Consider the following 24,347-nt stretch of genomic DNA (forward strand, 5'->3'; position numbering starts at 1 on the left):
ATAAATTATTCCCTAATTTTGGAGTATGTTAGTTTTCAAATCATGTTGTATTCCTTATGATGAAAGAGAACGGTTAAATTTGTATATGAAGGTGAAAAAATGACACACATTTTATACGTTGAGGATGAGCTTGAGATTGGAGAATGGGTAAAAAGAGAACTGGAGAAACAAGAGTATGAAGTTTCATGGTTTACTTCAGAGAAAGGTATTAATGAAGTGTGTGAAACAGCTGATGTAATAGTTTTAGATGTTATGTTACCCGGGCTTGATGGTTTTACATTAGGCCAACGTTTTAAAAGTGAATATCCAGATACTCCAATCATTATGCTGACTGCAAGAACAACACTAGAAGATAAAATATATGGATTAACATTTGCTGATGATTATATAACAAAACCATTCCATCCAAAAGAGTTAATGGCACGTATTGAAGTTTTATTAAGACGGTACAACAAGGATGGGGCAGAAGTGCAACATGTGAAGCATCTAAAAGTATTTATGAAAGATTACCGGATCGTTGATACAGACACAGATGATGAAATTGTTCTATCAGGAAAACAGCATCAGATTTTTTTCTATTTGATGAAGAATATGAATCGTACTTTAACAAAGGAACAAATTTTTGAGGCAGTATGGAATGAATCCTACATAGAAGGGGATAAATCATTAATGGTTCATATCCGCCATTTACGTGAAAAAATAGAGAGGAATCCAAGTAGCCCTAAAATAATAGAAACAATACGTGGAATTGGCTATCGGTGTAAGGCATGATGAAAAAAACTTCGTTATTGAGAAAGTATTTACTTATCATATTTATAGCGCTGATTTTGTTACCATTAATTGTTCCCTTGACTTCGATGCTCTTTATGAATTACGTGGAGTGGATCAGAGGATTAGATGAATATTATTCAAGTGGAGAAATTGAAGAAGCTTGGCAAAGTAAAGCGAGGATTTTACATGAAGATAATCCAGCAGAAATTCAACAAGCTTTTCAAAGTTTTCACGAGAAGTATCCAGAAAGCTCGTTGTTTTGGGTAAATAGCCGGGGGGAAACGAGTTTTCAAATTCCAGAACAGCAGCATATTCCGAAACAATGGTCTGCTAGTGATTCAGTGGGGTTTATGAAAAAAAGCTTTGGCGGTGATCCATATACGATCGTTTCTTATATAGGAGAAAATGAGCGAGGAGCATTCATGGTATTTCAAATTCCAAGAAAGTATTTTAAACCACCAATGCACCAAGTTCGAGAAAAATTTGAAGTTGTATTTGAAGTTGTGATTATGTCCTTTTTTGCAATATTTATTGTTTCTTCCATTGTTTTCTTTCTAAAAATTAGAAAACGATTGTTAAAGTTACAAAAGGCAATGGAACTGCCCCAGGATCATTCTCTTCCATCACAAGTTCAAATATCAAGACAAGATGAGATTGGTTTGTTAGAAGAGTCCTTTAATCGAATGGTAGGAGCTTTACAGCAAAGTCGGATGAAGGAGAAGGAAGAGGAACAATTTCGTAGAAAATTAATTGCCGATCTATCTCATGATTTGCGAACACCATTAACGACAATGCGTGCACAAATGGATTCTTTGAAAGAAGAGGTTAACTCGGAAAAGGGATACAAAACAATTACGCTAATGGATGAAAAAATTAATTACCTAGCCGAATTAATTGAGAACTTACTATCCTATTCGTTAATAACAGCAAAAAAATATCCGTATCACCCAGAGCGAACGGATATGACACGTTTAATGAGAAAACTTGTTGCATCCTGGTATGACATATTAGATGAGCAAGGTTTTGAAGTTGATATTATGATTCCAGAACAGCAGTTATTTTGGAATATTGATGAAAATTGGTTTCAAAGGATTATAGATAATGTAATTCAAAATGTAATTCGACATGCGAGTGAGGGGAATTTTATAGGAGTATATATGAACCATGAAGAAGGAACGATTACAATTGTTGACCATGGGCCAGGTTTTCAGAATGCTTATTCGCCAAATAAGGGTGCGGGAATTGGATTATCTATCATTGCTGTTATGGCGAAAGAAATGGATATCGAATGGCGTATAGAATCTGATGATACAGGAGCGACGTTCCTATTTAAAAAGTTAGTGTAGAAGGGAGAATAATAGATGGAAGAGTTTCAATTCATGAAGCATGTAAATAGAATCTTTCAAATTGTAGTTGACACTCCCACCCCTAAAGGGGCAAGGTGACTAACGTCAGTGGGATTCTTGCTACCAAAGGCGAAGCCCATTTCTGGTATCGCTGACGTGCAAGATTGCGGTGTACCATCAGAACTCTCACGACAGACCGTATAGGTTAGTGAGCTACGGTACTATAACCATACCGTACAGTTCGTTGCGTGTTCATATGTTTTAGCGTCTTGTTCTTGACGACACATATCATTTTACCGACAGCGTGAATTCTGCTATCGAACTCCATATGATATCTTGTTTTCAAGGAACACAATAGGCGTTTTAAAGACTTGTTCAGCCCCTTGGAGGGCGCTCCAAGGGGCTGAGATTCGAGAATTTTTAAACTCTTGCTTAATTACATGAGAACTCCCTAAAGAGTACCTATGCTATTTTAACACGTAACCAATTATTTTTACAACAATATATATAGATTTAGGCATTTATGAATTGTCACGTTGTGTGACCATAATCGGTTAGCGAAGGCGATGGGACAACTGAAGTATTGAACGAACCTATAGAGTATAAATGAGAAGATTCTTAGTCTTCTCTCAACCACCAAACGTAAAGCGAATAGCTAAGATAGATAGAAAATTATATGATGCGGTGACTTAGAGAAGGTTGAGAGTTATCTTGACCTTGGAAGAGGAACTTTTCCATTTGTTTTTTAAAATTTCGCTCTATTAGATATGTGAACTATGGGGAATTTAATAAAAGATAACTTTTGAATTTTTTAATACAAATATATATAATTATATTGATTTTAATATATTAACTAGTTAAAAATGGGGAAATAAAAATGAAGATTAAATTTAATGTGGTTAAAGATGAAAATTTTGATTTTACTTTATTAGAAACAAAATTGCTGAAAACTTTTAAAGAAGTGGATAATGTAGCAATAGTTGAAAAGGTTGAAGATAAAATTTTTGAAAAAGATGATGTGCAAACCCATTTAGCGGAGATTACTATTAACGTTACAGGAAAGAATATCGGATATAGATCGGTTTCAGCTAGTATATTTATTGTTCTAGAAAGTCTATCAATAAAGCTATTCAATATTAATATTAGTATACATTAAGCATCCAAAATGGGTGCTTTTTTTGTTATATAGAAATTACACATTAAATATATATTCACACGCATTGTTACTACACGCTAAGGAATAGTAATAAAACGATGAAACTGATGAAACCGTATAAAAACAAAAAGAATCCTAAGAGGGGTAGTGTTTTATGAAAGTTGAGCATGATAAACCTCCTTGGTATATATAAAGAATTATAATACAGCGTTGGTCTATTTAGAATATTAACCATGAATTGGATGGAATTATGCATGGTTAAATCAATAGAAATTATATATTAATCGTATATAATGAGTTTGCTAGGTATAAAGATAATTGAGAATCATACAATGATACGGAAGGGTCTTTTCTAACGTGTTAGTTACCTCAATGTATATGTATTTTTTGGCGCCAGGGCGAGGGTGCTTTTTTTATTGCACATTATATTTCGGACAAGCATATTATGTAATAGGACGAGTTCTTCGTGTCCTATTCAATGCTCAGGATTAACCACGTTGAGTGCATCCAATAGCGGGGGTACTCTCTTTTTATTGAAATTTATATATAAATATATATAACATGATTATTGGATTCATATTTCAACCTGAGGGGTACAAATTCGATGCGACGTAAAAAGGATTTGTTGAAACAATGGAAGGCGGATTTGCAAGCTGTTCAAGAAGAGAAGAGGGTGAAGAAGAAGCCTAAAAATAAGAAATATAGCATTCCTGGTAATACAGTTGGATTCATGAATGGAAAGAATACTTATTATAAAGAGAATGGGGTATGGAAGCAAAGAAATAAATGATGTGAGGATAAATAATTTTGATTAAATCTACTGGAAAAGAATCTATTTTGATTAATCTTTTTTCAAATTAGATTCTTTTTATATTCCGTAGAGTAAGGGTGGGAGTAAATATTTTTAATCAAACTTTATTTCCAACCAACAATATTACTAATATGTATCACCGTAAAAATTACTTAAATAATTCCAAACAAAAAACCCTGTAAAATTATTACAGAGTTTTAGCTCGACTTTTCATTTACTATTTACTTGGTGATAACGTCAAATCTCCAAATTTCTTTTTAATAGCTGGAGTCGTTGCCTTAAATTTATATTCATCACCATCTTTTTTAATTTCAAATACAATTGGCTCTTTCCCATCTTCTTCTAAACTAATTTCATCTTTGTTAATTTTATATGTAAACCCTCTTGTGAAAGCTCCTATCTTGAAAGAAACCGTATTTTTAGCGAATTCTCCTGTATATGATTCGCCATTGGTAGCAACGACATTCCACTTTTTAGATTGCAAATCATCTGATGGATCTTTACCACAAGCACTTAACCCCATAATTGCTATAACTATTAATAAAACATAAATACTTTTTCTTTTTAAATTCTTCATACTTTTTTCTTTCTCCCCCTTTAAATAACAAAAAGGATATGCTTTAGCTCTTTAAAAGCTGAAAGGCATACTCTTTCTATATTTCCCCTAAAATACCTTTCTATGTATATTATTTTACAATAAATTACAAAAACAGTCAAAGATATTCATATATTGTTGTAGTAAGTTTTACAAAAAAATTGGTCAAACTTTTTTATAATATTTGTACACTAATTCACAACAATGAATCTATTTTTGACCAATCTTTTTTCAAAATATGAAGAGTTCTTCTTTAATAAAAACAACATTTTTAGCATACTTTGAATCAAACTTTATTCAAAACCAACAGCTTGAGGAAGGAGAATTTTTTCGGTAAATCCGTTAAATTTATAGCAATTATCGTAGGCGCTGCCGTGATTTAGGTGGCGTCTTGTTTGTTGTTAAGGAAAGATAAGGATGATGGCTATATGATGAACGGATTGAGTGAAATTGTTTTGAAAGCTATATTAAAAATTATTGGGATAGGATTTATCACTTTCTTAATTTGATTAGAAACAGGGTGGCTTATATGGGGACAACAAAACAAACGAACTCAACGAACGAAAATAGAGAAAGGTTAACGGCTCAAAAACATTAGTTTTTAAGATTCTACCAGGATATGAATTTGATTGATGAAATTGGATAAACAGAAAAAATGTTGCCAATTAAAGACCGGATAAGAAAAATACAAAAGAGCAGCCAGCAAAAACTAACTGCTCATCTCCAAGGTGGAATGGAGAAACTATCATGTTGTCCACAATATTGACGGAATATTGAGTTTTATTCAAGAGGTTATGTTATATGATTAATTAAAAACTCTTTTATTAGCAGTAAAACGCCGAGGAGAGATAAGACTTCAATCGAAAACCAAAACATATCTTTTTGAGGCTTTTTAAACTCCATTATTATGGAGGAAAATAAAAATAAGGCAATGACTATCACAATACAGAGACGGATTACATCAGGCATTTATGGCACTCCTAAAAATTAATTATTTTTATTCTATAGGTATTTCCAACGGTACGGAATTTTTAAAACATTTCATGAAAATTCAAATAAAAGAACACTATTCGAGTTCACTTTAAATCTTCATAGCCTCAAGGGAGGTTTTTAGTTTCTCTTTAATTACAATAAAAAATAAAACTGACTCTAATTAGCCAGTTTTTACATATCCCAAAAGTCGGTGGATTTAACGTTGGGTTTTATTTGCCTAATAACTTTTAAAATCTTTTTCATTACAGTTGGACTAGGTATGTATTCTTTATCATTGCACGCCTTTGAAACTGTAGGACGACTTAATTTCGCGGTCTTTTCTAAATCATTTTGGGTGAAGCCATTCTGATCTAAAAAATCCCCTAATTTCGTTCGGTTTTTACCTCCGAATTTCCAAAACACTTAAATCCCTCCTGAACCTATTTTCAATATTGTGGACATAAATGTAAAAAACTATTCGCATAGACGGAAAAAGTTTTTTACATAATGTACAAGCTGTCTACAATATGATGTATCAAAGCAGCTACCACGGTATTTATTAAGGTAGAAGAATACGAGGTTACCAAAGTAAGTTGTGAATGATTACCACAGTATTTATCAAGATTTCTACCAAATTAAAACTACCATGGTATTAAGTAGATGAGGCTACGTAATATCTACATTCTAAATTCCGTTTATAAAGGGGGCATTTAAATGTGTGTTAGGAAAGAAACAATTTCTTTTCGTGAGTTTATGGATCGGTCATACAAAGATAAAGAAAAGAAAATTCGTAAATATAATTCATTTAGTCCTTTGGCATTCCTTCATATGTCGGATCAGGTGTTAAATACTTATATTGCATTAGGAGTTATGGGAACGATTTTAATCGGAGCAGTCATGTTAGAAAAATACTTGGTGCGACATGACTATATATCAGCAGCTAAATTTGTAAGCGAAGGTATTTATCACGGCACGCGAATTGGTGGAGTTTGCTTGATTGGATATGTATTTGTTCGTATCGTAATCATGTTTTAAGGAGGGAAGGGAGTAATGGGGATTATAAAGGAGTGGCTTCGTACGCAAAGGTTAAGGAATCAGCTTATGGAGGTGTTCGGAAAAGCAGGTTTATATACGGAACATCAAACGCGTGGGGGAAAAGTGCCTATTTATCCAAAGGTACATAATGTTTCTTCTTCAGCAGAAAGCGTGAGGTATGTTTTTACCATACCAAACGGATTAGATCCACAGAAGATTGAAAAGAAGTGGTTTTGTTTTCAGCAAATATTAGGACGGAATATTACGATTGAAGGGGATGTAAAAAAGTTTGTACTACATGTATTCCGTTCAGATGCTGGACTAAAACCATACAATTACTGTTATAAAGAATGGCAGCTATTATTAAAAGAATACCGTCTTCCTGTTGTGGTTGGCCGGGACCAATTCGGAAAAACGATTACGTACGATATGGTTGATTCCAATACACCACACTTATTAATAGCAGGGGAAACGGGAAGCGGGAAAAGTAGTATGGTACGTGTTGTACTATCCACACTCATTCAATATATGTCTCCTGATACGTTGCATTTGTATCTTGGAGATTTAAAAAACTCTGAATTTCATTTCTTGCGAAGAGTGAAGCATGTAAAAGAAGTTTGTATGGAAGAAATTGAAATGAAAATAATGCTTCAAAAGATGTGGAAGGAAATTAGAGAACGAAGAAAACTTATGGAAGAATATGAGGTTGATCATATTGATGCGTACAACAAGTTAAATCCAGATCATCAAAAACCATATATTCTACTTGCTATCGATGAAGTGGCTATGCTTAAAGATGAAAAAGAGTGTATGACTACAATTGAAAAGATTTCAGCAGTTGGCCGATCACTTGGAGTCTTTCTTATGCTTAGTATGCAGAGGCCAGATGCAAAGGTGTTAGATGGTAAGTTAAAGCTTAATATGACCGTAAGAATCGGCTTTAAATGTGATAGTGCGATTAATAGTAATATCATGGGTACTCCTGGTTCAGAGCATTTAGAGCAATCAGGCCAAATGATTTTAAAACGAAATGGATTAAAGAAAGTGCAAGCTCCTTATTTGGAATTAAGTAAGGCGAAGCAAATTGTTGAACCATATCGCATGTCTAAAGAGGAGAAAATAGTCCAGAATTCATCGCAAGAAGAAATTCCGTTATTTGGGGTGTTAGATGATGAAGAGTAGAGATAAAGGAATTTTGAATGATTTGAATCGATTTAGATGCATGTCCCGTGACGATATTATTGACTTGCATTTTCAAGGCTTAAAGAATGCGGTAACTTGTTGTAATACGGTTATGAAACGATTAAGAAGAGACGGCTATGTTGATGCTAACGTATTGCAGCACCCATACATTTATTTTCCGCAGCCAAGTTCTATCAGAAAGACAAGTCAAAAAATTCCTCATTTCCTTGGTATTGTGGACGTATACAAACAACTCGTTCATTATGAAAATCCTAAACTATTCAAAGTTGAACCAAAGTATGGGAAAGAATATATGGAACCAGATGCCTTTACTATATGGCGTAGATCACCATTCTTTATTGAAGTGTAAAAGTCGGTTTACAGTAAAAAGGTAATGCAAGATAAGATAAACAGATATGAGTTATACTTCCATAGCCAAGAATGGCATAATGAATCCTGGCAACCGAAAGGTTCTAAATTCTTTCCTTCAATCCTTATAATTACTGGCAAACATTACGACGTTCAATTTCCTCATTTACGTATATTTCAGGCGAATTCTATAGAAAGTTTTATGAAAAATTTAGCGGTGAAATCATAAAGAAAGCCTGCATAGTGCAGAGCTTTTTTCTTTTCAGTAATGTATTAAGCCATGTGTGATGCTGATTGTTAGAAGGCGGTAAATGAGGGGAGTTAATTTGAAACAAGTCATGAAATAGTAAAGAACATGAAGAAGAAAGTAATGATTCAAATGATTTTCAATGGTTAAGCAAATATTTCATTGTATAGCGCCTAGGAGGATAATATCTCATTTGTAAGTATTTATGTAGGTAATTTTGTTATCTTACGAAAATGTAATGTGGACGTCATGTTTTTGAACCTTTTGAAGTACTAAATTTATTAAGGTTGATCCCCCTTCAAAAGGTGTACCTTTTGGGATATAAAAACCCAATTCATTTATCAATGATCTCCTTGTATATGAATAGAATATAAAAAAGGAAATCGAAATGATTTCCTTTTTTACTTTGTAAGCTGTAAAGCTTTCATATAATCATCCTTTTTCTCAAAGGCCCTTTTTACCTCTTCAGCCGTTAATACATAATCTACTGCAATATTTTGTAATAAACTCTTATCAGCATTTGGCAGCTGAATCGTTATGTCTTCCACACTACTCTTATTATTTTCAATTGTTTTATTAAATTTCTGAATACTTCTTGCAAGCTCCGCTAATTTTTCCATATGTGCAAGGTTGTTTAAATCCAAAAAGATATTACTTCTGAAAATTGCCGTAACATAATGCTTCGAATGTTTCTTTGCTATTTCTTTCTCAAACTTCTTATCGAAAATAGTATCCCCCGTCTGCATTTGATCCAACGTAAATATATTGCTATTCCCTTTTCCTTCATAAATAACTAATAGATATAAACTGAATCAGATACAGACATTAAATAATAGAAAAAAGCCCCTAATATTCCAGTAATAAAAATAATAAATCCCATATTGCGTATGCTCTTAATTTTTGCTTGTAGTCCATTGAATCCCGCTAATAACCCACTTAAAGGAAATAGGGTAAAGTATGGAACGGGTGAAAGAAGATATTCTGCATCAATCCCCATACCCCAACACACAAAAGGTAGTACGACAAGGGAAAGACTAAGTAATCCCATTACACTTACGAGTAATTTACGATTTTCAATCCCTGCAATAATTAAATAAATCCCACCAATAAATCCACATAACCAGAAAATGGGCATAAAGTAAATCCAAAGAAAGCTCAAGATGATCATATATAATTTTCTCCTAGTTAATAAGTTGTATTTCAACAATTGTAAAATGATACATAATAATAGAAAAAAGCTATGCATCCTACTTCATAGGAACAATAGGACTTTTTAATTGCATAACATAGTCCGTTTAAGAACATGAGTGGTGTTTCCACACATTACAACGTACAGCAAATCAATTGAGTACAAATTTATTCTATGTGTAATCATTATTGTAAGCTCAAATAAAAGGAAAACCCTTCTAATGTAGGTATATATTCCCTTTTCTTCAGTTTTAAGAAATTATTTAATTTTCCGGATCCCCTGTTAATTTATCAAGTTGATCTAGTGCTTTTTCTAAATCAAACGAATTAAACCAACGGTAATCATGATTGTCTAAAATACGATAATGCTTGCTAATCAGATTTTGTTGTAAGCGAAAGTCCCCTTTTTCTTGAATTTGTTTCCACCAGACTTTTCCTCCCAATGTTTTTTCTTTGAAGTTGTTAATACTTTTATGGGCTATTGTTTCGATTACTACTAACGGATCATCTCCTAGAGTGGACTGTAAAACCTCACTATCCCTAAATAATGCACAAATAGCAACGGTATTGGTCCAACCCGTATTAGATCTTCCCTTCTCGATTTGAACAAGTGTTTTCTTTGAAATGCCGAGAACTTCAGCCATTTTATCCTGCGTATACCCTTTTTCAGTACGAATTAACTTTATTTTCGTTGAAATGAGTTCAGTTATAATCTCCTTATTCACTTTCTCTTCTCCTTTAAAAAGTAACTTATGTGTCATTTAGTGTAATTTTACATCTTTACTCATCTTTTTTCAACTCGATTTTTTCCTAGACCTGGAAAGGAAAAATCAGCGGTTATCAAATATTTTAATATATATATATCATTTTCTAATGAAAACACCCCTTTTAATTACGAACAAAGTAATGTAGCACAGAAATTGTTTATAATTAATGAGGGTGGAATTTGGTAGAGGAATATAAATAAAGCAAGAAAATAGACCACCAGAGTGAACAGCTAGTGGAGTTGAGTAAGCAAGATGGTATGATCTTAGAAAAAGCTGCGAAAATGATTGCAAAGCAGTTCGGAATTGATAATAAGAAAATGGAGTTCCAGGGGACAGATCCAGTTCCTTATTAAATGCAATACCAATACCAATTCCAACAACAATATAGCGCTATGATAGAAGAAATTAATAAGGTGCAACAAGCGAATCTGTTAGAAATGGAAAAGAGATTAGGTGATCGTATAGATCAAAGGAATAAATTAATCGAGAAAGATATGAAAGAGCGGAGGGAACATGAAGAAAGGATAGAAAAAGGCTAGAGCTAAGAGATGAAAATCTTATGAAGATGGTCAGAGAGATTCAAGATGCTGAACGTAGTATCTCCAAAATTATCTTTTGTAGTTGAAGTTTTCCAAATAATAAGTTACATTTTTAAAGTTCAAGCAACTTTATGACAGTACAAAAAGGGGAGAAATATTGTTATTATGCAAAAAATAAAATGGAAGAACTATGTATGTTATTTTGTTATTCTTATGCTTCTTGGAACAGCAGTAACAGTCAAACCAGCTATCTCTAAAGCTGAGGAATCTGATGTTAATATTACATTGTTGGGTACTGCAGATATTCATGGCCGATTTATGCCTTGGGATTATGCGCTTGATGGTACAAATACGAGTGGAAGTTTAACGCAGCTTTATACGCTTATAAAGAAGGTACGTCAAGAAAATCCAAATACCATATTATTAGATGCCGGGGATACAATTCAAGGAAACTCAGTAGAATTATTCAATGATAAGCCACAATCTCCAATGATGGTAGCGATGAACGCAATGGGATATGATGCTTGGGCATTTGGAAATCATGAATTCAACTTTGGATTAGATACATTGAAAAAAGTTAGTGAGCAATATAAGGGAAAGACGTTAGCAGGAAATATTTACAAGGAAAATGGAGAGCGTTTTCTTCCTGCATATACGATTGTTGAAAAAGGTGGAATTAAAGTCGGGATTATTGGTATGAATACACCAATGATTAGTGACTTTGAAAAAGGGACAAATCATTTGGATGGTTTAGTGGTGAAAAATCCAGTAGAAGAGACAAAAAAGGCAATTAAAGAATTAGAAGGTAAAGTAGATGTAATGGTAGGGGTTATGCATATGGGACGAGAAAATGAGAATGGAATCCCTGGTACTGGAGTTCAAGATATTGCGAATGCTTGTCCGGAACTAAGCGCTATTTTTGCAGCTCATATGCATAAACTTGTAAAAAAAGAAGTTGTAAATGGTGTTATTATTACAGAACCAGATAAATATGGAACACATATCTCACGTATTGATCTTACTTTTACAAAGCAAGATGGAAAACTGGTTTTAAAAGATAAAACAGCTACCGCATTACCTGTAAAAAATGTTGATGGAACAACGGTATTATCCGATCCTACACTTGAAGAAACACTAACACCTTTTCACGAGTATGCGAGAGGAGATGCAAATGTTGTAGTCGCTCAATTAAAGGGTAGAAATCTTGTTCCTGAAAATGAAATAAAGGGTATTCCAAGTGTGCAAATTCAAGAGACACCTTTATCAGATTTCTTTCATGAAGTCATGCTCTATTACAGCAAAGCAGATGTAGTAGCCCACCAAATTGATAACGATTATGCCCGTTTGGATGTAGGTCCTATTAAGAAGAAAGATATTGCGTACAATTACCAATATGCTTTGGGAGAAATTACAGTATATAAGATAACTGGGAAAGATTTAAAAGACTACATGGAATGGGCGGCAGGGTATTTTAACTCATCTCGTGCCGGAGATGTAACAGTTAGCTTTGATAAAACCCGCCGTGCGTCTAAATACAGTACGAACGATTTCTTTGGGGGCGTAAAATACGAAATTGATTTAACAAGACCATATGGAAGTAGAATTACAAATTTAAGATCTATTCGTACAAATAAACCAATCGGAATGAACGATGTTATGACGCTGGGAATGAATGCATATAGAATGGAGGCTCTTCAGGCAAAAGGAGGAGCTTTAGAGGGACGTAAGTTTGAACAAATTTGGTCATCTAAACAAGAGAATGCATTCGGAGAAACAGGTGGAACCATTCGTAACCTTGCTATTACATATTTAAAAGAGGTAAAGAATGGTGTATACACGCCAAAAATCATGCATAATTGGAAAATTACTGGTGTAGATACACATTCTTCAGAGCATAAGGCTGTAGTGGATCTTGTAAATAAAGGGATTTTAGAAATTCCAAAAACAGAAGATGGAAAATATACAAATATAGCATCTATTAATACTAAAGATTCAATTACAAAAGAAGAGATTGTAGCACTCTCTCAAAAAGCTAATATTAATCCGAATCAGTTTAATCATGTAAAAACAAAAGGTGAATTTTACATAAAACTTAATAGGAGTATTAAAAAAATATAAGAAAAATATAAGAAAAATGGTTCTGGTGCAAAGATGCACTGTTTGAAAAAGAGTGTTAGGCAAAAGGGAATCCATAAAGGGTTCCTTTTTACATTTTTATATTGGTTAATAACATTTAGACGTCTAACAATTCATTTGTTAATCTCCCCCCATTTATTCTTTCTAAATATATCATTATCAAACTGTTTGTTATTGTTTATATTAGAATGATCAAATGTAATTTGTTGCTGTGGGTCATTATACATTTTAAGTGGCTATAAGAATATGTAAAATCTTATATTCCTCGTAGGAAGAATTACTTGAAAACGGTTGATAGTTAAGATAGGTTAATTATTAATAGATGAAAAAATTGGTAAAGTAGGTTAAGTACAATTGGAACAGAAAAAAGTAGTAAACCAAAAAGAGTTAATGAAATACTTTAATATAGCAAAAGATTCATTACTTGCTATGGAAAAAGAGGGATTGCCGTTTAAAAGAATTGGAACTCGTGAGAAAGAGTATGATATATAGCTAGTAAAAGAATGGCTTCAAATAATGAGAGAAGAAATTTATTCAATGGTAATCGGTCAGGAATATGATAATAAAGAAATTTCTAGGGTATATAAATGTGGGAATATGGGAGGGATGAGACGATCTAAAAAAACAAATACATTAGTTTTGTTCTCTGATCGTACAAAAGGTATTTACGATGACCGCTGGGATAAGGATATATTATATTACACAGGGATGGGCCAAGAAGGAGATCAAGTTTTAGAAGGGAATCAAAATAAGACTCTATATGAATCTAGAGAAAATGGAGTAGATGTTTACTTATTTGAAGCATTTGAATCAGGAAAGCACATTTTTATGGGGCGAGTAGAGCTTGTAGATCAACCTTTTCAAGAGATCCAAGAGGATACACAAGGAATGGATAGAAATGTATGGGTTTTTCCAATCCAGTTATCTAATAAGCATGTAGTTATTTCTGAGAGTGTTATTCAAAATCGTCAAGAGAAAGAAAAGCAAAAAGCAAGAGAACTAAGTTATAACAAATTAAAGGATCAAGCTAAAAAGGTAGTATCTCATGGTAATAATAAACGCTTTACAAAAACTACAACATATCAACGAAATGAGTATGTAGCTGAGCTAGCTAAAAGGCGTGCACAAGGTATATGCGAGTTGTGTGAGCAGTATGCTCCTTTCCAAGATAAAAAAGGGAATCCATACTTAGAAGCACATCATGTGAAATGGCTATCAGAGGGTGGAGAAGATTCAATTTATAATACTATTGGAGTATGTGCAAATTGTCATCGAAAGTTACATGTTGTAAATCTACATGAAGATGTTGCAAAATTAGAGGAAAAGTTAGCGCGATATAAACAAGAAGACGAGGTGTATGAAGTATAAGTACCTTAATAAGATGTGAAAGGAGTGACGATTCATGAAGAAGAAAGTATTGGTTGTTGGAGCGGTTATTTTTAATGAGAAAAATGAAATACTCTGTGCATTACGTTCTCCTGCAATGTCATTACCGAACTATTGGGAATTTCCAGGTGGAAAAATTAATGAAGGGGAAATGCCGCAAGAAGCATTGGTACGTGAGATTAAAGAAGAACTAGGGTGTTTTATTACGGTAGGTGAAAAAATAGAAGAAGTTGAGCATGAGTATGAAAATATTTTTGTCCATTTAGCTACTTATAAAGCGTACATAGAGTATGGTATGCCTAAGACACTGGAACATGCAGAGCTAAAATGGGTTAATGCTAATGGTTTATTAGAGCTAAAATGGGCCCCGGCGGATATTCCGACTGTAGAAGTTTTGTGTTTGAAATATAAAAATTCAGGTCTGAAATAAGAAATAATGAGCTAGGTTTTATAAGTTATTAACTGTTTTGAAAGTAGTTGTAGGACTTCGTAAGTGCGTATTTGACTTCACTGATAAAACCTGTGAAGCATTGTAACCCTTGCGGCTAAAAAATTGTAGAAAAATAGCGTACTATCTCTTAGTAGAACTCCATTTAACAGTACTGTATGGCTTCGGTGGCTCGAACTCATGACCTCCACCCTGTCAAGGTGGCGCTCTCCCTGCTGAGCTATGGGATCTCAACAAACGGACAGTAAAATCGCTGCTTAATAAACGGTTAATTGCAAAGTACAGGTTGTGAGGGTTGTCCAAACGGTGCGGTAAAGCTAACAGAGAATGGACTTAATGTGTTACGGGCGTTAGGGTAATGCGAGGATATTGATTATATATGGGGGTAAAGAAGTTGAAAAACATTGAAGTTCTAAATAAATACATTGAAGGGTTTTCTGATGCTCTCCCTACGTGGTTAAAGCATCTAATCGAGGCAGAGGAGATACATCAAAACTATGAGAATGTACAGGTACTTGGTGCATTAAAAACAGATGCGGTGTTGTACTATGTACACCGTACGCTGCAAGTGTTAGATGGGTTGTCTTTAGATGAAGAAGCGTATCACATTATTGAAAAGGTACTAACGTATAGTGAGCTTGCAAAGGTAGGCTCTTTAAAACAGCGGGAGCAATGGAAGAAAAACGGAATTAACCTATTGGTACATAACGAGGGTTCTGCTGATATCTTTAGTGATATTCAGTTTATCGAACGTATAGAGACAAACTTAAACTCTACTGAGTATTTGTTTGTTCGAGATTTAATTAGAACACATGGATTAATCGGGCAGTATATCCGCGGGGAGGCTCGTTTGGGCTCTCATGTTGATTTGATTAACACGTATAGAGAAGAGTACGGAGACGGTAGGTTAAAGGAGATTCTATACTATCTTAACCAATGTATTATTGAGGGCGTATCAAAATCCTTGTGGAGTGAAGTAAAGGACGATGTGAAGATTACAATTGATGGTCTGTTTGATGGCTATGTGGAGCCATTTACTTCTCGCATACATAGACTCACGCCAAAACATAAGGAGTCAGCATTTGAAAAAGATATAATTATGGGGAGCGAGAAGAGTGGCGTTCAAACCTTCTTATCTGATAAGGATTTGTGGTATGTAGAACCGTCTATGCATGCTCTTAGCTTCGAGGATATCTGGACAGTTTTTGTTATGTTAAAGAACGAGATAGGCACTGGAAAAGTTCAGCATATCCATTTCGAGAAATTGATGCAGCAGTTGCACTATGATTTCAAGGGCGAGAAGAAGGACAACGTGTATCGTAAACGGGTTATTGAGAAGTATCTACGGGAGTACCGTGAGAAAGAGAAGCCGGATACAACGCATGTTTCCTTTGAGGTTAAAGTCGATGAAGATATGAAGACTGCGTATGTGTCATTTCAGTTTTCTGCTGTAGGTGAGGCGTTAATTACCTTCTGTGTAGAGGCAGAAAAGGTAGATATGATGCATGCTCGGGCAAACGTGCTGCTGTTTGATTTCTTCGGGTTACGTAAGGATGCGTATGATAGATTTCATAACGAAGAAGTGTATCTGGAGCATATGAATAGTTCGGCTGATGATAAACGAATCATTCTTGATTATATAAAGGGAGATACGGTTGTAGATGTCGGAGCCGGTGGTGGTGTCATGCTAGACATGATTGAAGAAGCGACCGAGGATAAACGAATCTACGGTATCGATATTTCCGAAAACGTGATTGATACGTTGAAAAAGAAGAAGCAGAACGAGGGTCGTTCTTGGGACGTCATTAAAGGGGATGCAATCAACTTAAGCAGCTCGTTTGATAAAGAATCGGTTGATACGATTATATATTCTTCTATCCTTCATGAGTTGTTCTCTTATATCGAGTATGAAGGTAAGAAATTCAATCATGAAGTAATTAAAAAGGGTCTGCAGGGTGCCTACGAGGTGTTAAAGCTGGGAGGTCGTATTATCATTCGTGATGGCATCATGACCGAAGAAAAAAGGTTAATGCGTGTGATTCGTTTTAAAGATGCAGGCGGAATGAAGTTCTTAGAGCAGTATGTCCATGAATTTAAGGGTCGTATAATCCAGTATGAGGTACTTGCAGACAATACAGTCAAAATGCCTGTTAACGATGCGATGGAGTTCTTATATACGTATACCTGGGGCGAGGATTCCTTCGTTCATGAGGTGCAGGAGCAGTTTGGAATCTTTACGCCAAACGACTATAAGGATTTCGTAAAGGGTATCTTTGGAGATAAAGTAAACATCGTTCAAGCTATGAACTATTTGCAGGATGGATATACAAGCCATCTTAGCGAGAAAATCGAGTTTAAAGATGAGTCTGGGAATGCGGTTGTGCTACCGGATAGTACGTTCTTTATGGTTTTAGAAAAGGTAAAGTAATAGGTTATTGGTACAAATAAAGTATAAAGGGATAAAGGGCAATGAAAATCTTAGAAATGCAATACACAAAGGAAGATAAAACAACTTTACAATCTAGGGTTGTCGAGTGCTGATGATACGCTTTGTTTATTCATTTTAAAAACTCCTAAGATTTGTTAATTCAATTATATAAGACAGAAAAATCGCTGGGAAGCGGTAAATAAGGATGAATTGTATAAAAATGAGGTTTGATTTGAAAACGACTTTCCAAATCGGTTTATTTTGCATTTTGATGAAGAAGTTAATACATAAATCCCTTATATTTTTAAACAATCTTTGTTTGAAAATATAAGGGATTCTTTTTTTGATGAACTGAATCTTCTTAACAACTTTTTAATCGAACTTTATTTTAAGCCAACATCCTGCCCCGTTAGTTATGTATAAATGGAAAAGTACTAAGTTTACTGGTTTTTAAGGTTTTTCTTTGCAATTCACTTTTTGTTTGATGTTCTATCTACATCTGAAATAGGTAAATCTGTGCCATAGAGGTCTTGAGTAACATCTTTTTTGTTAACATTGTTGTTGGGATTGTGTTCCTCTTGAGATGATGTTTCTAATATTTGTTCTTGGGCTTTACTAGGGTTATTCAAAGCATCCTATGGGATGTGATTAAGCTGTTGGCTTAATAGATTTCCATTATCCATGTTATGCAGTTCCTTTTTGGATTTAGATAAAAAACAAAATAATAATAAATGGTTACTTAGATATTTTTTGTTTTTGAATATAATGATGAATATGTTGTTTTAATGAAGCCATTTATTTAGAGATTATATAGTTTTTTAGGGATAGCATCGTATTGAAAATCTCTGGGGATATTATTGTAAAGGAGGTATATTTTTAAAAATTATATGTTTATAAAAAATACTATAAAAAACATTGTATGTTTAAATATTATATGTTACATTAATGTTACAATAACATTACATAAAGTTACTTTTATTTCATTTATCTTTCTTTATGTTTATTTTTGTTACGAAATGTAAAATTAAAATGGTTTATCAATGTGTATAAGGGTGTGTGTAGTAAAAAGTCTGTGCTAGAACTACATGCAAATTATAAAATTTCCTTTCTGTCTTAAAAGAAGAATACCAACTATTTAGGTTTTTTTGTAATGAGATTAAATAAAATGTACTTCCTTTCCCACACAATTTAGTACATGTTTATGGTTTAGTCTAATTGCTACATAGACCCTTATACATATGAATTTAACTGCATTAAAGAAAATATTATTACTTAAAACAATATTAAAAAACTAAACTTTTAATAATATCATCTTAGACATTTTATTTGTTCTAAAAAAATGCCTAGATGGTATTTTTAATAGGGGAACTTTAAAGTTACATTATTTATTGAATCTAATAATACATACAAATGAATTTTTAGATTTAAATTCATTATGAATCTATATATAATCATTGAGGTATATAAAATGAAACATTCTTATAAGGTGTTTATATGTGTTTGGATAGTAATTATATTATTTTTTGTAACTTATTATGGATACAACTTGATATCTGATAATAATTAGTAATAAAAAAGAAAGATTTATTGGTTAGCATTTAACCAATAGATCTTTCTTTGAGTTAGCATCCTTCACATAATTATTATTGAGGAAGGAAAAATGTACGGAGAAATTTTATGAAATATAAGTATAGTCTAGTCTAATTTCTAATGGTTCCAGTATCTTTAATTTTGACGTGAGTTTTTACATTTATTTTAGCCTCTGTTAATGCTTGCGGCCAATTTCTTTTTAGTTTTTTCCACTCTTTATATTGAAAAGCTCTAGCATATAATGATAATCCAATTGGATCAATTTTATTCTTTTGTATTTCATACAACGTATGTTGTAATTTTTTATTAAGTTCTTCCTGGATATCCTGTTCTAAATTATTTATGGCTTTATTATTATCAACATGTCCATTTTTCAAATTTCTATTGATTTTTTCTATTAAAGCTACATTAGCGTATATGTCAAAATTAAATGTAAACTTTACTTTTTTTCGGTACTTTGCATATAGATGGTAAATCCGTTAATCACGGTAGGGCTTTATTTCAAACCCACACAAGAAAAATTAGATTACCTGCACACTAAAAAGTATAGCGAACAGGTAATCTAGGTGTTTTGAGATTAATGAAAAACTAATTTATTTTTTGAATTCTTCCATCAATAATAGGCTGAATTGGTTCTTTTGCTTGTTTAATATAATCTACTAATGCTTCAAAATCAGTTGGTCCTGTTTCAGCATCTTTTCCATTTTTAAAGGACACAAATCCATCTCCACCTGAAGCTAGAAATGCATTCGCAACGACGCCGTAAGTTTTAGAAGGAATAATTTCTTCTCCATTTGTTAAGCGAATACTTGTGACTTTTTCTCCATTTGGCTTGTTCGCATCCCAAGTGTATTGGATCCCTGAAATTTGAAGCATTCTTGTTATGTCTTTTTGCCATTGTTGATTTAAAATATCACGAATGTCTTGACCCGTTAAATTAACTTTTATTAATTGATTTCCGAATGGTTGAATGCCATATACCTCTCCCCATGTAATATCACCAGCATCTAAGTCATTACGAATACCACCGGGATTCATAAGAGCAATTTGGGATTGCATTGTTGCACGCTGGGTATCAGCGATTAAATTGCCGAGAGTAGATTCACCAGCCGTATTTTGTTTTCGATCTAGTGGAGCGGTAGATTTACCAACAACTTCATTGACAAGAGGTGCGATTTTTTCTTGATACTTCTCCATCTTCTTCTTTATTTGTTTATCAGGCTCTATGCCTTCATGGTAGGTTGTAACAATTTCTGCTTTTTTCTCAACAATATCTTTTGTCTTACGATCAATCTTTACATCAACATCAGCAAAAGCCATTCCATAAGAATTTGCTTGTACGACAAGTTTATTATTAACAGTTCCATTTACATAGGTGTGGCTATGCCCGCCAAAAATAACATCGACTTCTGGATCAGTCTCATTTGCTAATCGGACGAGATCACCATTTGTTACGCCGCTCTCATCTGTTGTACCTCCGTTATGCGCAAGAACAACGATAGATTTAACGCCTAGTTTTTTCAATTGCTTTACGGATTTGTTAATGGCTTCAACTTCATCTGTAATTTCTACATTCTTTAGCATAGTAGGCATAACAACGTTAGGAACATCTGTTGTTACGACTCCGATAAAGCCAACAGGAACTCCTTGTACCTTTTTTATAGTAAATGGTGGTAAAAATAGACGACCGGTGGATTTATTATAGAAATTTGCGGCAACATATGGGAATTTTGCTCCTTTAAAATTCCCTGTTTTTTCATGGTATCCACCATAAATAAGGCGGTGCATTTCTTCAATGCCTTCATCAAATTCATGATTTCCGATGGTTCCAACATCAAATTTTAAATCATTTAGAAATTCAATCGTGGGTTCGTCTTGTAATAATGCTGAAACAGGAGGACTTGCTCCAACGATATCGCCAGCATGAACCTTTAATGTATTCGGATTTTGTTTTTCACGATCACGTAAATAAGCAGCTAAGTACTCAATTCCCCCTGCATCTTTATTGTTAATTTTCTTTACAGTGTCTAGTTGCCCATGAAAATCGTTAATACCGAGCATTTGTACATCTATGTAGCGGTTTGGTTCTGTAGTTGCTTGAGCCGGAGGCGCAGCAAATACACTTGAAAAAGTAACTGTACTTAATGCTAAAGCAACTGGAATGATTTTTTTCAACATAAAATTTTCTCTCCCCTTATCACAATCTGACATCATACGATATAATCTGACATCATACGATATAATTTTAATAGATTAAGAGGATTATTTCTATAAAAATTCTACTAATTATAAAAAATAATAAGATTTTATTGTTTTCCGACAAAAGACTCCTTCCTCAAAAATGTGAAGGTGTGAAACACCAATTTTAGGTGGGAGATGAATATCGGTAGGCGTGAGCCTACGTTTTTTTGATTAGGATATAAAGAAAAAGTGCCACCGGCACTCCAAACATATATATAAAATCAAAACGCACATCATTGGAGCCAATGGCATGCGCTACATAAATTGTTAGATATTCGCACACATCTGTTTTACAAACTATTCACAGGAAAACAGATTCATATGGATGAAATGACAGAATCAGAGTAAACGTAAAATAGGGTGAGTGCAAAATTATGGATGTTTCTTTTACATTGTTCTTTGTGGGTAGCCTTAGGAAAGGGCGAATTTACAATAGAAATGTAATAATTACTAAGATAATAACTTTTCCCTTCGTTTTGAGGGTCTTCTTTAAATAATACCGTCAAACAATATATTATTTTGGTAGCCGTTGGCTATTACAGTCGTTTTTCTTTAAGCTATCACGATGTATCTGAGATCCTGAAAGAACGTGGTATTTCCGTTCGCCTAACAATCATCCTGCCATGGGTTCATGAATATGGCAGTCTAATCTATCAAGTTTGGAAAAGGAAAAACACAAATCACCACCATGCTGGACATTTAAATGAGACTTATATCAAGGTGAAAGGTGAGTGGCGCTATCTATATCGTACCATTGATAGCGATGGGTATACGCTTGATTTTTAGCTTCGAAAAACACGTGATCATCAAGCAGTTTATATGTCCATGAAGCGACTTATCAAAGCCTGTGGAGAACCAACGGTTCTTACCACAGATAAGGCTCTAGTCTTACTTTGTGTGTTCAAAAAACTGAAAAAGAATGGTCTTTATATGCGTACAAAACATTGTAAGCATTTCAATAACCTAATTGAACAGGATCACCGTCATGTAAAACGGCGCTTCGCCAAATCTTCTGGATTTCAAAATCTCCGCCATGTTTCACGTATAAAAGGTATCGAGACTATTCATCCGCTATATAAGCAAAGGCGAAGTCTGCAAAGAGACTCCGCTTTTTCAACATACAATGAACTTCAACAAATACTAGCAACTTCCTAATCCTTTTTCCTCATTCACCAATCTGTTTATGCTTTTTTCAAACTTTGCAACAGATCCTTCTATTATTATCGTGTTACTGTATAACAATGCATCTAGAAAAAGTATAAAATAAGTGGTTTTGATTGAGGGATTTATAAGAGGTACTACCACACACCCATCAAGCTAGTATTTTGAATTTTTTTGTGTAAATCCTTATTGACATAACGAGTGTATATTGATAAAATTCAATTCATAAAATATAGATAATTTCATAAATTTCAAATCAGATGAAAATTAAATCTGATTTCTCTTATCCAGAGAGGTGGAGGGACTGTGCCCTGTGAAACCCAGCAACCATCAACTTTTACATTGAAATGGTGCTAATTCCTGCAAAGCAAATGCTTTGAGAGATGAGAGGAAGGGATACTGTTGATATATGCATAAAAACCTTTCTGCTCATTCTAAAAGCGGAAAGGTTTTTTGTTGTTCGAATGAGAGCTAAGGATATTCTGAGAGAAAACAGAGCAATTTATACAGCCGATGGTAAGTAATATTTATGAGTTCATTCTATCCCATCATATATTTAATATTTTGCCCGCTTAGTTATATTAGCGATCCCATTTATGATGATTCTCCGTGGGGTAAGTGTAGAACTGCCAGCTTTAATGATTGGAGCTTTAAAAGCAATAGGAGCAAAACGAGCACGATTATTGGGAAGGTATTAATTCTAGAACCCTTACTAACACCAGTAGTTGGTATTACCATAACGACTATTTGAGTTATGGGTGCTGGTAGAAAAGGGAAACTTGATTGTTTAGAAGGATTTCAGTGCAGGAATAACGATGTGACAATCATTGCAACAATTTGTGTATTACTCATTGTTTTTCTAATTCAATGGGTTAGTAATTTTGTTACAACGTGAATTGATAAAAAAATAAATACATAAAAAAGAAGAAGGGTGTTTACAACATGAAAAAACTATTACTATCAGCACTTATTACAACGGCAATTTTTGGTTTAGCTGCTTGTGGAGGAAAAAGTGAAGATAAGCTTGTTGTTGGTGCTTCTAATGTACCGCATGCAGTTATTTTGGAAAAAGCAAAACCGTTACTTGAGAAAAAAGGTGTAAAGCTAGAAATTAAAAAATTCCAAGATTACGTATTACCAAATAAATCATTAGCGAATAAAGAATTAGATGCAAACTATTTCCAAGGTATTCCATACTTAGAGAAAGAAATGAAAGACAAAAAATATGATTTTGAAGTAGCTGGAAAAATACACATTGAACCAATCGGTTTATATTCTCAAAAATATAAAAACCTAAAAGAGCTTCCAGATGGTGCAACAATTATTATGAGTAATGCAATTACTGATCATGGACGTGGTTTAGCGATTTTACAAAAAGAAGGTATTTTGAAAATTAAAGATGGTGTAGACCCTGTAAAAGCAACCGTAAAAGATATTGCAGAAAACCCAAAAAATTTGAAATTCAAAACAGACATTGAACCTGGTTTATTAACAAAAATGTATAAAAATAAAGAAGGCGATGCTATTTTAATTAATGCTAACTATGCAATTGATGCAAAATTAAATCCAAGGAAAGATGCAATCGCGATTGAAGGTAATGATTCTCCATATGTAAACGTAGTTGCAGTTCGTAAAGGTGATAAAGATAAGAAAGAAATTAAAGCACTTGTAGAAGTATTGCATTCGAAAGAAATTGAAGACTTTATTAATAAGGAATATAACGGTGCTGTTATTCCTGTAAAAGAATAACTTTGAAAAGAATGGAGAATTTCGAGAGCGAGCCCTTCAAGATCAAGCACAGGAGCTAGGTGCTTAATGTGTATAGCTTAGTCAACAGGTCGCAAGTACATTACTCATATTACTCTTTCATAAGGAATCCGGTGCTGAATCATCAGTACCGGATTTTTGGTTCTGGTGCAAAAACTTCAGGACACTTGCAATAGATCTATAAATCTTGGAAATACTGATACGATTACTTT

General features: G+C 33.7%; 18 protein-coding genes, 6 pseudogenes and 1 riboswitch. Of the genes and pseudogenes, 15 read left to right on the plus strand and 9 right to left on the minus strand.

Going from position 1 to position 24,347, the window contains the following annotated elements; genetic code table 11:
* Positions 1-99: 99 nt before the first annotated feature.
* From U860_RS0118305 to U860_RS0118325, 4 genes are all read left to right on the plus strand, one after another.
* The gene (locus U860_RS0118305) at positions 100-771 is read left to right on the plus strand and encodes a response regulator transcription factor (RefSeq protein WP_025149651.1); all 672 of its coding nucleotides are present in this window, start codon (positions 100-102) and stop codon (positions 769-771) included.
* Positions 768-2,117 (plus strand): HAMP domain-containing sensor histidine kinase, encoded by a 1,350-nt coding sequence (locus U860_RS0118310; protein WP_025149652.1) that lies wholly within the window; start codon positions 768-770, stop codon positions 2,115-2,117. Before U860_RS0118305 ends, U860_RS0118310 begins: the two co-directional genes overlap by 4 nt.
* Positions 2,118-2,994: 877 nt before the next feature.
* On the plus strand, positions 2,995-3,273 hold the full coding sequence (locus U860_RS0118320) for a hypothetical protein (RefSeq protein WP_025149653.1): 279 nt from the start codon (positions 2,995-2,997) through the stop codon (positions 3,271-3,273).
* 604 nt (positions 3,274-3,877) lie between these two features.
* The gene (locus tag U860_RS0118325) at positions 3,878-4,063 is read left to right on the plus strand and encodes a hypothetical protein (protein ID WP_025149654.1); all 186 of its coding nucleotides are present in this window, start codon (positions 3,878-3,880) and stop codon (positions 4,061-4,063) included.
* 238 nt (positions 4,064-4,301) lie between these two features.
* Here U860_RS0118325 and U860_RS0118330 read toward each other — a convergent pair whose 3' ends face one another.
* From U860_RS0118330 to U860_RS0118345, 3 genes are all read right to left on the minus strand, one after another.
* Complete coding sequence (locus U860_RS0118330; protein WP_025149655.1) at positions 4,302-4,661, minus strand: hypothetical protein; 360 nt, start codon at positions 4,659-4,661, stop codon at positions 4,302-4,304.
* An 810-nt stretch (positions 4,662-5,471) separates the two neighbouring features.
* On the minus strand, positions 5,472-5,648 hold the full coding sequence (locus U860_RS35960; RefSeq protein ID WP_205206332.1) for a hypothetical protein: 177 nt from the start codon (positions 5,646-5,648) through the stop codon (positions 5,472-5,474).
* 195 nt (positions 5,649-5,843) lie between these two features.
* Positions 5,844-6,074, minus strand: coding sequence for a helix-turn-helix transcriptional regulator (locus U860_RS0118345; RefSeq protein ID WP_025149656.1), 231 nt, complete (start codon positions 6,072-6,074; stop codon positions 5,844-5,846).
* Positions 6,075-6,365: 291 nt separating this feature from the next.
* Here U860_RS0118345 and U860_RS0118350 point away from each other — a divergent pair, with 291 nt between their 5' ends.
* From U860_RS0118350 to U860_RS31695, 3 genes and pseudogenes are all read left to right on the plus strand, one after another.
* A complete protein-coding gene (locus tag U860_RS0118350) occupies positions 6,366-6,686 on the plus strand; it encodes a hypothetical protein (RefSeq protein WP_025149657.1) in 321 nt (106 codons plus the stop codon).
* A gap of 15 nt (positions 6,687-6,701) precedes the next feature.
* The gene (locus U860_RS0118355; RefSeq protein WP_025149658.1) at positions 6,702-7,868 is read left to right on the plus strand and encodes an FtsK/SpoIIIE domain-containing protein; all 1,167 of its coding nucleotides are present in this window, start codon (positions 6,702-6,704) and stop codon (positions 7,866-7,868) included.
* A gap of 22 nt (positions 7,869-7,890) precedes the next feature.
* Positions 7,891-8,466 (plus strand): annotated as a pseudogene (locus U860_RS31695) (replication-relaxation family protein).
* A gap of 419 nt (positions 8,467-8,885) precedes the next feature.
* Here U860_RS31695 and U860_RS0118365 read toward each other — a convergent pair.
* The 3 genes and pseudogenes from U860_RS0118365 to U860_RS0118375 all read right to left on the minus strand — a co-directional run.
* Positions 8,886-9,272: pseudogene (locus U860_RS0118365) on the minus strand (hypothetical protein); the annotation flags it as partial.
* Positions 9,273-9,277: 5 nt separating this feature from the next.
* Positions 9,278-9,652, minus strand: a complete 375-nt coding sequence (locus U860_RS0118370; RefSeq protein WP_025149660.1) for a hypothetical protein — start codon at positions 9,650-9,652, stop codon at positions 9,278-9,280.
* 283 nt (positions 9,653-9,935) lie between these two features.
* Positions 9,936-10,397 (minus strand): helix-turn-helix domain-containing protein, encoded by a 462-nt coding sequence (locus U860_RS0118375; protein WP_025149661.1) that lies wholly within the window; start codon positions 10,395-10,397, stop codon positions 9,936-9,938.
* A gap of 266 nt (positions 10,398-10,663) precedes the next feature.
* Between U860_RS0118375 and U860_RS35965 the strand changes: the two are divergent.
* From U860_RS35965 to U860_RS0118410, 6 genes and pseudogenes are all read left to right on the plus strand, one after another.
* Positions 10,664-11,064: pseudogene (locus tag U860_RS35965) on the plus strand (DUF3967 domain-containing protein); the annotation flags it as partial.
* A 79-nt stretch (positions 11,065-11,143) separates the two neighbouring features.
* A complete protein-coding gene (locus tag U860_RS0118390; RefSeq protein ID WP_025149663.1) occupies positions 11,144-13,096 on the plus strand; it encodes a 5'-nucleotidase C-terminal domain-containing protein in 1,953 nt (650 codons plus the stop codon).
* Between the two features lie 372 nt (positions 13,097-13,468).
* The gene (locus U860_RS35970; protein WP_205206334.1) at positions 13,469-13,606 is read left to right on the plus strand and encodes a hypothetical protein; all 138 of its coding nucleotides are present in this window, start codon (positions 13,469-13,471) and stop codon (positions 13,604-13,606) included.
* A 114-nt stretch (positions 13,607-13,720) separates the two neighbouring features.
* Complete coding sequence (locus tag U860_RS36510) at positions 13,721-14,482, plus strand: HNH endonuclease (protein WP_240184485.1); 762 nt, start codon at positions 13,721-13,723, stop codon at positions 14,480-14,482.
* 34 nt (positions 14,483-14,516) lie between these two features.
* Complete coding sequence (locus U860_RS0118405) at positions 14,517-14,930, plus strand: (deoxy)nucleoside triphosphate pyrophosphohydrolase (protein ID WP_025149664.1); 414 nt, start codon at positions 14,517-14,519, stop codon at positions 14,928-14,930.
* A 397-nt stretch (positions 14,931-15,327) separates the two neighbouring features.
* Positions 15,328-17,376 carry a class I SAM-dependent methyltransferase gene (locus U860_RS0118410; RefSeq protein ID WP_033795452.1) on the plus strand — a complete coding sequence of 683 codons (2,049 nt, stop codon included), beginning with the start codon at positions 15,328-15,330 and terminating at the stop codon, positions 17,374-17,376.
* 470 nt (positions 17,377-17,846) lie between these two features.
* On the opposite strand, the pseudogene U860_RS36515 reads toward U860_RS0118410, so the two are convergent.
* The 3 genes and pseudogenes from U860_RS36515 to U860_RS0118420 all read right to left on the minus strand — a co-directional run bounded on the left by U860_RS36515 (position 17,847) and on the right by U860_RS0118420 (position 21,144).
* Positions 17,847-18,059: pseudogene (locus U860_RS36515) on the minus strand (hypothetical protein).
* 1,017 nt (positions 18,060-19,076) lie between these two features.
* Positions 19,077-19,406 (minus strand): annotated as a pseudogene (locus U860_RS0118415) (Ger(x)C family spore germination C-terminal domain-containing protein); the annotation flags it as partial.
* Positions 19,407-19,554: 148 nt separating this feature from the next.
* Positions 19,555-21,144 (minus strand): 5'-nucleotidase C-terminal domain-containing protein, encoded by a 1,590-nt coding sequence (locus tag U860_RS0118420; RefSeq protein ID WP_025149667.1) that lies wholly within the window; start codon positions 21,142-21,144, stop codon positions 19,555-19,557.
* Between the two features lie 576 nt (positions 21,145-21,720).
* Here U860_RS0118420 and U860_RS31700 point away from each other — a divergent pair.
* Positions 21,721-22,362 (plus strand): annotated as a pseudogene (locus tag U860_RS31700) (IS6 family transposase).
* Positions 22,363-22,648: 286 nt separating this feature from the next.
* Positions 22,649-22,758, plus strand: a riboswitch (SAM riboswitch).
* A 552-nt stretch (positions 22,759-23,310) separates the two neighbouring features.
* Complete coding sequence (gene metQ / locus U860_RS0118430; protein ID WP_025149668.1) at positions 23,311-24,117, plus strand: methionine ABC transporter substrate-binding lipoprotein MetQ; 807 nt, start codon at positions 23,311-23,313, stop codon at positions 24,115-24,117.
* Positions 24,118-24,347: the final 230 nt, after the last annotated feature.

This window comes from Bacillus sp. H1a (assembly GCF_000633475.1).
Classification (GTDB): domain Bacteria; phylum Bacillota; class Bacilli; order Bacillales; family Bacillaceae_G; genus Bacillus_A; species Bacillus_A paramycoides.

Bases quoted from the DNA above. Each gene is read 5' to 3' on its own strand.
- U860_RS0118305 (WP_025149651.1), top strand. From the start codon at position 100: ATGACACACATTTTATACGTTGAGGATGAGCTTGAGATTGGAGAATGG.
- U860_RS0118310 (WP_025149652.1), top strand. From the start codon at position 768: ATGATGAAAAAAACTTCGTTATTGAGAAAGTATTTACTTATCATATTT.
- U860_RS0118320 (WP_025149653.1), top strand. From the start codon at position 2,995: ATGAAGATTAAATTTAATGTGGTTAAAGATGAAAATTTTGATTTTACT.
- U860_RS0118325 (WP_025149654.1), top strand. From the start codon at position 3,878: ATGCGACGTAAAAAGGATTTGTTGAAACAATGGAAGGCGGATTTGCAA.
- U860_RS0118330 (WP_025149655.1), bottom strand. From the start codon at position 4,661: ATGAAGAATTTAAAAAGAAAAAGTATTTATGTTTTATTAATAGTTATA.
- U860_RS35960 (WP_205206332.1), bottom strand. From the start codon at position 5,648: ATGCCTGATGTAATCCGTCTCTGTATTGTGATAGTCATTGCCTTATTT.
- U860_RS0118350 (WP_025149657.1), top strand. From the start codon at position 6,366: ATGTGTGTTAGGAAAGAAACAATTTCTTTTCGTGAGTTTATGGATCGG.
- U860_RS0118355 (WP_025149658.1), top strand. From the start codon at position 6,702: ATGGGGATTATAAAGGAGTGGCTTCGTACGCAAAGGTTAAGGAATCAG.
- U860_RS0118370 (WP_025149660.1), bottom strand. From the start codon at position 9,652: ATGATCATCTTGAGCTTTCTTTGGATTTACTTTATGCCCATTTTCTGG.
- U860_RS0118390 (WP_025149663.1), top strand. From the start codon at position 11,144: ATGCAAAAAATAAAATGGAAGAACTATGTATGTTATTTTGTTATTCTT.
- U860_RS36510 (WP_240184485.1), top strand. From the start codon at position 13,721: ATGAGACGATCTAAAAAAACAAATACATTAGTTTTGTTCTCTGATCGT.
- U860_RS0118405 (WP_025149664.1), top strand. From the start codon at position 14,517: ATGAAGAAGAAAGTATTGGTTGTTGGAGCGGTTATTTTTAATGAGAAA.
- U860_RS0118410 (WP_033795452.1), top strand. From the start codon at position 15,328: ATGGGGGTAAAGAAGTTGAAAAACATTGAAGTTCTAAATAAATACATT.
- U860_RS0118420 (WP_025149667.1), bottom strand. From the start codon at position 21,144: ATGTTGAAAAAAATCATTCCAGTTGCTTTAGCATTAAGTACAGTTACT.
- metQ (WP_025149668.1), top strand. From the start codon at position 23,311: ATGAAAAAACTATTACTATCAGCACTTATTACAACGGCAATTTTTGGT.